Genomic DNA, 12,659 nt, shown 5'->3' on the forward strand with positions numbered 1-12,659 from the left:
AATTCACGTTTGGAAATTTTTGATTTTTGACTTTTAATTTTTGACTTACTCAATCATGCCAAAATACACAGTCGAAGATGTTTTAGACATCATTAAAACCTTCACTCCAGAAGAAAAAATTGCCCTGCAATCTCAGCTAGCCACAGCTTTAAATTCTCCAGCAGGTGTAACACCTTCAAGTAGAAACCAGCAATCTCAATCTTTTGGTAACGTCACCCTTGGCAGCGGCAACACTTTTGATGCTAATCAGATTTCTGCTGAAGGCTCTGTAAATTTAGCTCGTAGTACAAACACAGGTGAATTTGCTAAAAAAGAAATTCAAGAAGCTTTAGACTTATTGCAAACGCTTAAACAAGGAATTGCTCAAACTGAGAAGCTGAATGTATTGGAAAAGAAAAATGCTGAGGCAACGATTTCAGTTGTAGAAGAAGAAATTACTAAGCCCAAACCAGATAAAAATTTACTGACTCAAGCAGGAAGCGCTTTAGAAAGTTGTTGTAAAAAAGTAGCAGAATTTGCCGATCCTGCCTTGGCTATTGCTAATATCATTGCCATGATTGTTTAACAGTTATCAGTGACTTGTGACTTGTGACTGGTGATTAGAAAAGAATCCAGCCACTAGCCACTAACCACCAGCCGCTCACATGAAAAAAAATGCTAAACAGTCAACAACAAGTACAAAGCTTCGGTGATATTGCATTAGGAGATGGGAATGTTTTTACGATTAACCAGATTCTCCAAGTCACTGCTTCTGCAATTCAAACTCGTCCGCTCAATCCAACTTCGCCTTATCGAGGACTGAAAAAGTTTGAATGTAATAATAAAGATCTTTTCTTCGGTCGCGATCGCTTGATTGCCAATTTAATTGAAATTGTTAGTCAAAGTAATTTTATCCTACTTTTGGGTGCGTCTGGGAGTGGCAAGTCATCTTTAGTTCGAGCTGGAATTATCCCTCAACTTGCTGAAAGACTAGGTGCTAAATTTCGCGACTTTACATTTACCCCTGACAGAAACCCCTTTGAATCTTTCCGAATTAGTTTGATTGGTAAAGGCTATAAGCAATCCGAAGTAGAATCTACTTTTGAAAACTTTAAAACTCCTCTAAATCAAGGCATTCATTCACTGAAAGAAAAAAGTTCTCAATGGCTCATATTTATCGATCAGTTTGAAGAGGCTTTTACCTTATGCCAAGATTTAGAACAACGCAAAAAATTTATTGACAATATAGTTGCTATTGCTAAGTCGAATCGGCAGTCTGTTAAAATTATCTTGGCAATGCGGGCAGATTTTTTAGATCGTTTTAGCCCCTATCCAAACTTAGGTAAAATCGCTCAGCAGAATATTCATCTCGTCACCGATATGCACCCAGACGAGTTAAGACAGGCGATCGAACAACCTGCTGCCCATCATGGTGTTATTTTTGAAGCTGGATTAGTAGAAGAAATTATTCGAGATATTCAAGGACAAGCTGGCTCTTTACCTTTATTACAATATACTTTAGATTTACTTTGGCAGCATGAAGATATTTCAGACCGCACTTTAAATATTAAAACTTATCGAAAATTAGGTGGCGTGCGTGGTGCATTGCAAACTCATGTCGATCGCATTTATCAGCATTTACAACCACAAGAGCAACTGGCAGCAAAACAAATTTTTCTGAGATTAATCGATCTAACTGCGACAGAACAAGAATTCAATATAGTAGGAAAAGCTGTCAGTCGTCGCGCCCAGTTGACTGAATTTGATAATCAATTAGTTCAAAACATTTTAAATCGATTGATTGATAGCAACTTATTAGTTACCAATCGTCAAGAACAATCGACTGTAGAAATCGCCCACGAAATTTTAATTAACTCTTGGTCAACTCTGAAAGAATGGATCGAAGATAGTAAAGAAGCGATCGCCATTCGCAATCGATTGTCAGAAGATGCCCAACGCTGGCAAGATGCAGGTACGCCGTCAGATGAACTCTGGAGTGGTTCCAAGTTGCAACGGGTAGAAGAACTACGACAAAAGCAAGAATTCGATCGCTTGGGTGGCTTAACTGGGTTAGAAAATCAATTTATCGATGCCAGTATAGCAGAACGCGATCGCCGTCTTTGGGAAGCAGAAACACGCAGAAAGCGACAACTCATAGCAGTTTCCGGCGCATCCATTATTTTTGCCGGACTCGCACTTTTGGCAGGGGTGCAATGGCATCAAGCCGAACGACAGAGGACAATTTTATGGTTGCGCGAACGGGCAAATCAAGCTACCAACTTACTCAACTTTAACCCAGTAGCAGGAGTAACGAGTGCGATCGCCCTCACTGGTGAGAGTATAGACCGATTTGGCGATCGATTTGCGCAGATATTACCGCAAGTACGTTCTAGTTTACGGGATGCGATCGCCGTCCCGACAGAACGCAATGCCCTCAGAGGACATCAGGGTGCTGTTTGGGTAGCTGCTTTTAGCCCCGATGGTCAAATTATTGCTAGTGGTAGCATCGATAAAACTATACGACTGTGGGATAAATCTGGAAAGCCAATCGGTCAACCTTTTCAAGGACATCAGCGCGGCGTTTTCTCCATTGCTTTTAGCCCTGACGGACAGTATATAGTCAGTGGTAGCGCCGATGGTACAGTACGATTGTGGGATAAATCCGGTCAGGAGATCGGTCAACCGTTCCAAGGTCATGTTAATCATGTCAAATCAGTTGCCTTCAGTCCCGATGGAAAATATATAGTTAGCGGCGGCGATGATGGCACAGTCAGATTATGGGATTTACAAGGCAAGCCTGTAGGTAAGCCAATTCAAGCACATCAAGGCGAAGTTTGGTCAGTTACCTTCAGTCCTAATGGAGAATATATTGCTAGCGGTGGTAATGACAACACGATTAGGCTGTGGGACAAACAAGGAAATCTGCGCAGCCAGCCTTTTCGGGGTCATCAAGACCAGGTTTTTGCAGTTGCCTTCAGTCCAGACGGAAAAGCGATCGCGAGTGGTAGTGCCGATAATACGATGCGCTTGTGGGATCTCAGGGGCAATGCGATCGGTCAACCCTTCACCGGACACGAAGATTTTGTCCGTGCAGTCACTTTTAGCCCCGATGGAAAGTATATTTTGAGTGGCAGCGACGATAAAACAATTCGGTTGTGGGATTTAAAAGGACATCAAATCGGTCAACCACTTATCGGACACGAATATTATCTTTACTCAGTTGGCTTTAGCCCCGATGGAGAAACAATTGTTAGTAGTAGCGAAGATAGTACGGTGCGTTTGTGGAATCGAGCCGATTTTGAAAGCGATCGCACTCTGACGGGACACCAGGATAAAATTTTAGCTGTAGCCATTAGTCCCGATGAGCAGTACGTTGCAAGTAGCAGTGCTGACAAGACAATTCAGTTGTGGGATAAATCTGGAAAGCCTCTAACTCAATTACAAGGTCATCAAGGTGCTGTCACCTCAATTGCTATTAGTCCTGACGGACAGTATATTGCCAGTGGTAGCAACGATCGCACGGTACGATTGTGGGATAAACAGGGTCATGCGATCGCGCGTCCCTTCCAAGGACATGCAGGTGATGTATTCTCGGTTGCTATTAGCCCTGATGGGCGATCGATCGTTAGTGGTAGTGCAGACGACACAATTCGATTGTGGGATAAACAGGGTAACGCGATCGCGCCTCCCTTTCAAGGACATGAAGGTGGTGTATTCTCGGTTGCCGTCAGTCCTGATGGACAATCGATTGTGAGTGGTGGTAACGACAAAACAATTCGCGTTTGGGATCTCAAGGGCAATCCTATCGGTCAACCCTGGCGCGGTCATCCAGATGAAGTTCACTCAGTAGCTTTTAGTCCTGATGGAAAATATGTCGTTAGCGGTAGCCGCGATCGCACGGTACGATTGTGGGATCGTCAAGGCAACGCGATCGGTCAGCCTTTTTTAGGGCATGGTAGTATCGTCACATCCGTTGCTTTTAGCCCAGATGGAGAATATATCATTAGTGGTAGTCGCGATCGCACGGTAAGACTGTGGGATTTGCAAGGCAATGCGATCGGTCAACCGATGCAAAAGCATGAAGCTTCTGTCACCTCAATTGCAATTAGCCCCGACGGGCAACATATTGTCAGCGGCAGTTGGGATAAAACAGTACAATTATGGCACGGTGGTAGTTTCTTAACTTGGTTGAAAACAGCTTGCAACAAACTACAAGCGCATTCCATTCTCACCACATCTGCTACAGAAACAGCAAAGACAGCCAGCAAAACCTGTCAAATTAAGTCGTAATTCGTAATTTGTAAGTCGTAAGTGGAAGAGTTATCTTCTGCTACTAAGATTTTGTTTGATAGAGCTAATCTTGTTTTTAGCGATACAGCCTTTTTCAATCGGAGGAAACACAAGCTTTGTAGGGGCGCGCAGCTGTGCGTCCCTACGAATATATCGCATCATTACGAGAATCTCTATATACTTACTTTGATAAAATAAATTGAGTATAATTCGTGTTGCTTAGTATTTACGGCTAAGCTTTTCAGTTAGATTTTTTAATATTAACGATTTCACTGTACGAACTGCTGACTTTGCTACCAATTGTACTATTTTGCAATTCCTGAACTTTTCTGTCTTAACAAAATATAGCTTCTAGCAGAATATGGAGACTAGATTGCTTCCTAAAGTAGTACTTCAACTTACTATTACCTACTAGTAAACTATTCAAGGACTATTTTAAGCTTTTTTTAATTTAGCTTTAAGAGCTACTAGAGGTAGTTATGAAGCTGCAATCTGACAACAGATACATGCTAAAGCTACTATAAAAAGTTATGACAATTATTCTAGTCACGGGTTCGGCAGGATTAATTGGTTCTGAATCAGTGAGATTTTTCTGCGATCGGGGTTATACCGTTGTAGGAATTGATAATAATATGCGGCAAGCGTTCTTTGGGGAAAATGCTTCTACTAAATGGAATCGCGATCTCCTGTTAGAAAAATATGCAGAACGCTACATTCATCATAATATTGACATTCGCGATCGCGAGGCAGTTACTCAACTATTTCAACACTATGGCACAGACATTAGCTTAATTATTCATACAGCAGCTCAGCCTTCACATGACTGGGCAGCTCGCGACCCCTACACTGATTTTACAGTCAATGCTAACGGTACTTTGGTCTTACTAGAAAATACCCGCCAAATTTGTCCAAATGCGGTTTTCATTTTTTGTTCTACTAATAAAGTTTATGGAGATACACCCAATTTATTACCACTAGTCGAGCAAGAGTGGCGCTGGGAAATTGAGGCAGCACATCCATATAATGTCGGCATTGATGAAACCATGAGTATCGACCAATGTAAGCATTCCTTATTTGGAGCTTCCAAGGTTGCAGCAGATGTATTAGTCCAAGAATACGGACGTTACTTTGGCATGAAAACTGCTAGCTTTCGGGGCGGATGTTTAACAGGTCCTAGTCACTCAGGTACTGAGTTACATGGGTTTCTATCTTATTTAATGAAATGCACGATGTTGGGAAAACCTTATCGGGTTTATGGCTACAAGGGCAAGCAAGTTCGAGACAATATTCATAGCTACGATCTGGTCAATGCTTTCTATCATTTTTACCAAGCTCCTCGTGTTGCTGAAGTTTACAACATTGGGGGAAGTCGGTTCAGCAATTGCTCGATATTAGAAGCGATTCAAGAATGTGAAGCGATCGCTGAGAAAAAACTGAATTGGACTTATGAAGAGATTAATAGAATTGGAGATCATGTCTGGTGGATTAGTGATGTTCAGAAGTTTCAACAGCATTATCCAGACTGGAACTTGACTTATGGTATTAAAAACATTGTCAAAGAAATTTACATTCAAAATACTAGCCGTTGGAATTAAAAAATAGCCAGCTTAAGTAGGGCGAATTCCTCTCTTAGCTTCATTTATATTGGAGTGGTAGTGATGCAAAAAATATTTCAACAACGAACAGTTAAATTTTTCATTGGTGGGGGTATAGCAGCAGCACTGAATATTTGGCTCATTTCTATATTGATCGATCGCTTAGGGTTTCATACACCTGAATTGCGAAATCTCGCCAATGCAATATCAATGGAGGTCTCCTTATTATTTAGTTTTTTCATCTACCGTATTTGGGTATGGACTGGTGGTGATTGGAGGCTAGAAAAAGTTTTGTGGCGACAGTTACCGCTCTATCATGTATCTGCTAGTTCGAGCATAATTGTACGTTTAACTCTTTTCCCTATCCTCGATTGGTTAAGTTTTAGCCCTCAAACTAATACCCTCATAGGCGTACTATTGGGTGCTATTCTTAACTATATAATTAGCGATCGCTTAGTATTTCAAACTAGAAAAAAGACCGAACTTTATTATCCAGAAGGATTAGCACCAGCTTTAGCAAGTCCGTCAAATTCAACTAAACTACCTGTATCCTCTGTAAATATTGAACCTAACCTGGTTCTTTCAATAGTCATTCCAGCTTATAACGAAGAGGATTGTATTGCTCAAACAATTCAAGCGATTAGCCAAGTTTTAGAAGAGAAGTACATCCCTTACGACATTTTAGTAGTTAACGATAATAGCCGCGATCGCACAGAAGCAGTTTTACAACAGCTTCGCTTACAAAATCCCAAAGTAACCTACATTAATAACTATTATCCGAATGGTTTTGGTTTTGCGGTTCGCTGCGGTTTGGAAAATTTTCAAGGGGATGCTGTAGCGATTGTAATGGCAGATTGCTCTGACGCTCCAGAAGACATAGTTGCTTACTACTATAAGCTGTGTCAAGGCTACGAATGCGTGTTTGGTTCTCGCTTTATTAAAGGTGGAAAAGTCATTGATTATCCAGTTCATAAGTTGCTTGTGAATCGTTTAGCCAATTTGTTTATTCAAGTCTTATTTGGCTTAAACTTCAACGACACGACTAATGCTTTTAAGGCTTATCGTCGAGAAGTCATTAAGGGAGTTTATCCACTTTTATCTCATCACTTCAATCTTACAGTTGAAATTCCACTTAAAGCGATCGCGCGAGGCTACTCTTACGCAGTTATACCAATTTCCTGGCGCAATCGTACAACAGGAGTTTCCAAGTTAAAGCTAAAAGAGATGGGGAGCCGTTATTTATTTATTGCCCTCTGTATCTTTCTAGAAAAGAAACTTTCTAGAGGAGATTATGTTCGGAAGAACTTACAACCTGCAATTCGTAGATCGGTCTGAAAAGGAATACTTTTTAATTCGAGGAAACTGATAAAGTTATGGTTGTTTCACATTTAAACCAGGAAAACTATCTAAAAAAACTTTACAATAATCGATTTAGTTATAAAGAGAAAAAAGCTAAAAATGCTCTGTGGAAAGTTCTAATAGAGAATTTTTTACAAGCATATGTTGGACGAGACTCAGTTGTATTAGATATTGGGGGGGGATATTGCGAGTTTATCAATCACGTTCAAGCAAAAGAGAAGTATTTAATTGACTTAAATCCTGACTCTCAAGTCTTTGCCAATTCTGATGTTGGGGTTGCCCATATCAATCTTCTAGATTCTAAAGAGCGAGATTTATTTACAAAGCGTGTCGATCGCATCTTTATTTCTAACTTTTTCGAGCATTTAAATAATAAAGAGGAGTTAATTGAGATTCTATTGTTTTGCTGGGATCGTCTGAAACCTGGCGGTTCGCTGTTAATTCTTCAACCCAACTTTAAGTACTCGTTTAAGGAATACTATGACTTTATCGATCATGAGTTACCACTAACCCATCTTTCTTTGAAAGAAATACTAGAGACTGTAGGCTTTGAAATTAATGTGTTAATTCCTAGATTCCTACCCTATTCAACAAAGGGTAAACTCACCTCACCTCAGCTTTTAAGACTCTACCTTAAATTGAGAATCCTGTGGAGGTTTTTAGGAGGGCAAATGTTTGTGAAAGCAGTTAAACCTCCCAAAGTTAATGAATTACCAGCAATCGGGAGATAGATCTAATGACTCGACAAGTTTTGATTACAGGAGGAGCAGGTTTTGTAGGTAGTACTCTAGCGTTGGGGTTGGCTCAGCGCTATCCTGACTGGCAGATTACTGCTTTAGATAACCTCAAGCGGCGGGGTTCAGAGCTAAATTTACCTCGACTGAAGCAAGCAGGTATTCAGTTTATTCATGGAGATGTACGAAATCAAGAAGATCTCGATCCAGTGGCACTTAAACCCGATTTAATTGTAGAGTGTTCCGCAGAGCCATCAGTTTTAGCGGGATATGCGTCTCCAGGGTACGTACTACAAACAAATTTGGTGGGAACTATAAACTGTCTGGAATTGGCTCGACAAACTCAGGCAGATTTTATTTTTCTTTCTACTAGTAGAATCTATCCAATTAAGAGCCTTAGTAGTTTGCAGTTTAAAGAGACAGAAACACGGTTTCAACTCTTAGAGCAACAAAATTTACCAGGAGCATCGAGCCAAGGTGTTGCTGAGAATTTTCCTTTAAATGGGTCGCGATCGCTTTACGGTGCTACTAAGTTAGCATCAGAGCTGTTGGTGGCTGAATATGCCGAGGCTTATGGACTAAGAACTATAATTAACCGCTGTGGCGTGCTGACTGGACCCTGGCAAATGGGCAAAGTCGATCAAGGCGTATTTGCTCTGTGGATGGCATTTCACTACTTCAAGCGATCGTTGAAATACATTGGCTACGGTGGAACGGGCAAGCAGGTACGAGATTTTTTACATGTAAGCGATCTTCTAAACTTAATTGACCTGCAAATTCATCAATTATCAAAATTAGCCGGACAGACATTTAATGTAGGCGGCGGGGTAAACAATACACTTTCACTCTGCGAGACGACGCAGCTTTGCCAGGAAATCTGCGGGCATAGCATACCAATTACTCCCCTTCCAGCCTCTCGAATGGGTGATGTCCCAATTTTTATCACAGACTCTAGCAAGGTCATGTATGCCACTGGATGGCAACCTCAGAAAGATGCAAAAACAACTCTAACTGAAATTTATGAGTGGCTGCATAAATTCGAGCAACAAGTTAGCGAGATTTTTCTTTAAGGATTAGTTGTGACACCAGCAATAGGAAGGCTAAAGCTTCTTTTATGTACAAAACTACAATTTCTAAATTTAATATAGCCTTATTATTTGCCTATCTAATTCCGCCAGCAGTTACCCTATGTTTTATCGCTATTTTTAGCGTAAATGCTCCTTTTTGGGATCAATGGAGCTTAGTTAATTTGTTTGAAAAAATTATTAAAGGAAAAGTGAGTTTTGTAGATTTTTTTGCTCAGCATAACGAACATCGCATATTATTTCCAAAAATTATATATACTATTTTGGCTTTTGTATCTAACTGGGATATTAGATACGAATCGTATTTCAGTGTATTTTTAGTGGTAATAACTTTTTTGATATTTTACAAAATTTCAACTTTGAATGCAAAAAATAATCTCAACGTATCAAAGCATTTAACCAATATTTTAACCTGCGTATTGCTGTTTTCTATAGTTCAGTATGAAAACTGGTTATGGGGATTTCAATTAGCATGGTTCTTAGTTAATACTTGTTTAGCAACAGCTGTTTTAATTATTTCTTTATCAAATAACTACCCAAAAAGGTTGTACTTGGCTGCAATACCTTGTTTTATAGCCAGTTTTTCTTTAGCGCATGGCTTGCTAACTTGGTTAGCTGTAATACCTTCAATAGTGTCTATTAAAGGAAATGCTAGACAGAAAAAGATAAGAATTACGATATGGTTATTACTATTTCTACTAAACCTTGTTGCTTATTTTATTAACTATCATAAACCAAACCACCATCCCACAACGCTTTTCTTTGTCAAAAATCCATTAGCGACTTTACATTACTTTTTTACTCTTCTAGGAACTCCACTTATATATAAGGCTATTCTTCCCACACTCGTAGGAATAATATTTTTTGGAGTTTTTCTATTGTTAACATTTCACTTTGTCAAAAAAACTAACTTCATGTTAAATATAGACTTAGAAGTAGCATCTTGGATATCAATAGGTTTATTTGCAATTCTCTTCGCTCTTGTAACTACTCTAGGTAGAGCAGGCTATGGAGTTGGACATGCCATGTCAGTGAAATATATAACCTCTTCAATATTACTAATTATTTCTACCATCCATTTGTCGCAAATATTTTTATCAAACAATAGTTTCATTATTGGGATTGTGCTGGGTCTTTTTCTGATGAATTCCATTAATCAACTTCCCCAAATCAGTTCTCTTCATTTACAAAGACAAGCTGGTGAAACTTGCCTAGCGTTAATAAAATTTATAGAAGGAACTGAACATAAATGTTTTGAAGGTTTGCTTCCACTTTCTTTTAATAGTCAGCTAAAAAATTATGCAGAAACATTGGAAGAAATAGGTTTGAGAGAGTTTCCAAAAGATATATCTTTCATGACTAAGCCAATCAAGAGCTATGGGAGTTTAGACTATCCCTCTACAACAAAAAACTCTATAACAAATAGTAGAAATGGACGTATAAATTTGAGCGGGTGGTGTACGCTACCGAATAGTCAAGAACTTCCGAAAATAGTACTGTTTTCTTATGGGAGTAGCAAATCTTTTTTTGCTGATGTGCTTGTAAACCCAGGTAGTTCTAACATTGCTAAAGCTTTCAACTTTAATCGCATCAATAAAATCAGATGGAACGCTAATATTTCAACTAAGTTTCTGCCGCTTGGAGAGACTGTAATTAAAGCTTGGATATACGAACCTGCGGATAAGCAATTTATCAAGTTGAATGGTGAAATTAAGGTAAACGTGGTGGAATAAAAATTTTAAATCAAAACTAATTTTTCCATTCATGGTTTTTAAGCGATCGCTCAAAAGACATTTCAAAAAATTATTAAATTCGTACGATACCTAAAAATAATAAAAAGAATTGATTTGAGTAATTAAAGGTCGAAGACATGAATCTAAATCAACGCATCCCAAAATTAACTGTTAATCTAGATAGAACTGAAGCAATTAATGTATTTGCGATCGCTGTTTTTTGGGTTTTTATGATTGTCTTGGTTAATCCTTTAGGCGATTTTCCTCTTATTGATGACTGGGCATTCGGAAAATCTGTAAAATCTATTATTGAACAAGGCGATTTTTATTTCTCAAGTTGGAATGGCATGAATCTATTCTCTCAAATTTTATGGGGAGCTTTGTTTTGCCTACCATTTGGTTTTTCTTTTACTGCTCTTAGATTCTCAACTTTAACCTTGGGTTTAATAGGTATTTTGTCTACTTATGGACTCTTTAGAGAAGTAAAGTTATCACCTAAAATTGCTCTTTGCGGCACTTTGATAGTTGCAGTTAATCCGTTATATTTTTTACTTTCTAATACATTTATGACCGATGTTCCTTTTTTTGCTTTTGCTATTTTGTCCTTGCTATTTTTAATACGTGGACTTAGGAAGAATTCAGGCATAGAAATTTATATTGGTGTCTTTATTGTCTGTGTAGCTTTACTAATCCGTCAATTAGCAATGGCAATACTTCTAGCTTTTGGCTGTGCGTATCTATTTAAAAATGGGTTTAATAGTAAAAATTTTTTTAAAGGTTTTTTTCCAGCAAGCTTAGGCTTGTTAGTACAGTTCATTTATCAAAAATGGCTGACTTTACACTTAGCAAATCACAATGCTTACGGCACCCAGGTCAAAAATATATTCAATATTTTATCAGAAAAAGGAATTGAATATATTCTTTACAAGTTTACTTCTCAAACTATCGTTTCTCTAGTTTATTTAGGTCTATTTATATTTCCATTTCTAGTTATTTTGTTGCCAGTTAAATTTAAAAACTTTACTTGTCAACAAAAAAACATTGGTTTATTTTTTGTTGCCTCTATTTCTACTATAATAGTAGGAAGATTAATAATATCTAATAAGTTAATACCATATCCAAATAATATCTTATCTAAGTTTGGGTTCGGACCTTTATTTCTACGTGATACCTACTATAGTTTCAATGAGATAATCATACCAGACGCTCTCAAAATATTTTGGGTATTTGTAACAGTAGTAGGAGGCATAGGAGCTGCTATCTTAATTATGTATTTATTTTTTAGTATTTGGCAAATTTTTTCTAAAAATTTTATCTCTGAATTGAGTAAAAAATGGTTGAGCGTTTTCATTTTATCTACAATTCTCATCTATTTTTTTCCTCTAGGTATAGGAATATTATTCGATCGCTATTTAATTTTTTTAATCCCTTTGTTAATAATGCTCGTTGCACTACCTTTCATAAACATTAATGATAAAAAAAATAACTCTACAGCTATTGTTATTGCCCTAAGTACTATTTTAGTTTTCGGAGCATTTACTCTTGGGGCAACACATGACTACTTATCTTGGAACCGAATTCGCTGGCAAGCTTTAAATAATTTAATGCAAGAATTTCAGATAACCCCTAACCATATAGATGGTGGCTTTGAATTTAATGGCTGGTATTTATATGATTCTAAGTATAAGCCTAAACATAATCGGAGCTTTTGGTGGGTTGATAAAGATGATTATGTAGTTTCCTTTGCAGCATTTACTGGTTATGAAGAAGTGAAACGATATCCTTTAAAAAGATGGCTTCCTTTTGGACCAGATAAAATTGTTGTTTTACATAAAACTACGAACGGCTGAACGATTAGTCATTAGCAATTTTGATTGTAATAAA

8 protein-coding genes are annotated in these 12,659 nt (G+C 38.1%); all 8 read left to right on the forward strand.

Annotated features, from left to right (window positions below):
- Window positions 1-55: 55 nt before the first annotated feature.
- The 8 genes from QH73_RS06350 to QH73_RS06385 all read left to right on the forward strand — a co-directional run bounded on the left by QH73_RS06350 (window position 56) and on the right by QH73_RS06385 (window position 12,625).
- Window positions 56-565, forward strand: a complete 510-nt coding sequence (locus QH73_RS06350) for a hypothetical protein (RefSeq protein WP_039715655.1) — start codon at window positions 56-58, stop codon at window positions 563-565.
- 89 nt (window positions 566-654) lie between these two features.
- A complete protein-coding gene (locus QH73_RS06355) occupies window positions 655-4,269 on the forward strand; it encodes an nSTAND1 domain-containing NTPase (protein WP_052290052.1) in 3,615 nt (1,204 codons plus the stop codon).
- A 530-nt stretch (window positions 4,270-4,799) separates the two neighbouring features.
- Complete coding sequence (locus QH73_RS06360) at window positions 4,800-5,864, forward strand: NAD-dependent epimerase/dehydratase family protein (protein ID WP_039715656.1); 1,065 nt, start codon at window positions 4,800-4,802, stop codon at window positions 5,862-5,864.
- 63 nt (window positions 5,865-5,927) lie between these two features.
- Window positions 5,928-7,199, forward strand: a complete 1,272-nt coding sequence (locus QH73_RS06365) for a glycosyltransferase (RefSeq protein ID WP_201277959.1) — start codon at window positions 5,928-5,930, stop codon at window positions 7,197-7,199.
- A 38-nt stretch (window positions 7,200-7,237) separates the two neighbouring features.
- A complete protein-coding gene (locus QH73_RS06370; RefSeq protein WP_039715657.1) occupies window positions 7,238-7,954 on the forward strand; it encodes a class I SAM-dependent methyltransferase in 717 nt (238 codons plus the stop codon).
- A gap of 5 nt (window positions 7,955-7,959) precedes the next feature.
- Window positions 7,960-9,027: an NAD-dependent epimerase/dehydratase family protein gene (locus tag QH73_RS06375; RefSeq protein ID WP_039715658.1), complete on the forward strand. Its 1,068-nt coding sequence runs from the start codon at window positions 7,960-7,962 to the stop codon at window positions 9,025-9,027.
- A 44-nt stretch (window positions 9,028-9,071) separates the two neighbouring features.
- On the forward strand, window positions 9,072-10,775 hold the full coding sequence (locus QH73_RS06380) for a hypothetical protein (protein WP_039715659.1): 1,704 nt from the start codon (window positions 9,072-9,074) through the stop codon (window positions 10,773-10,775).
- A gap of 137 nt (window positions 10,776-10,912) precedes the next feature.
- On the forward strand, window positions 10,913-12,625 hold the full coding sequence (locus QH73_RS06385) for a glycosyltransferase family 39 protein (protein ID WP_039715660.1): 1,713 nt from the start codon (window positions 10,913-10,915) through the stop codon (window positions 12,623-12,625).
- Window positions 12,626-12,659: the final 34 nt, after the last annotated feature.

The organism is Scytonema millei VB511283, assembly GCF_000817735.3.
Classification (GTDB): Bacteria; Cyanobacteriota; Cyanobacteriia; order Cyanobacteriales; family Chroococcidiopsidaceae; genus Chroococcidiopsis; species Chroococcidiopsis millei_B.

Bases quoted from the DNA above. Each gene is read 5' to 3' on its own strand.
- QH73_RS06350 (WP_039715655.1), top strand. From the start codon at position 56: ATGCCAAAATACACAGTCGAAGATGTTTTAGACATCATTAAAACCTTC.
- QH73_RS06355 (WP_052290052.1), top strand. From the start codon at position 655: ATGCTAAACAGTCAACAACAAGTACAAAGCTTCGGTGATATTGCATTA.
- QH73_RS06360 (WP_039715656.1), top strand. From the start codon at position 4,800: ATGACAATTATTCTAGTCACGGGTTCGGCAGGATTAATTGGTTCTGAA.
- QH73_RS06365 (WP_201277959.1), top strand. From the start codon at position 5,928: ATGCAAAAAATATTTCAACAACGAACAGTTAAATTTTTCATTGGTGGG.
- QH73_RS06370 (WP_039715657.1), top strand. From the start codon at position 7,238: ATGGTTGTTTCACATTTAAACCAGGAAAACTATCTAAAAAAACTTTAC.
- QH73_RS06375 (WP_039715658.1), top strand. From the start codon at position 7,960: ATGACTCGACAAGTTTTGATTACAGGAGGAGCAGGTTTTGTAGGTAGT.
- QH73_RS06380 (WP_039715659.1), top strand. From the start codon at position 9,072: ATGTACAAAACTACAATTTCTAAATTTAATATAGCCTTATTATTTGCC.
- QH73_RS06385 (WP_039715660.1), top strand. From the start codon at position 10,913: ATGAATCTAAATCAACGCATCCCAAAATTAACTGTTAATCTAGATAGA.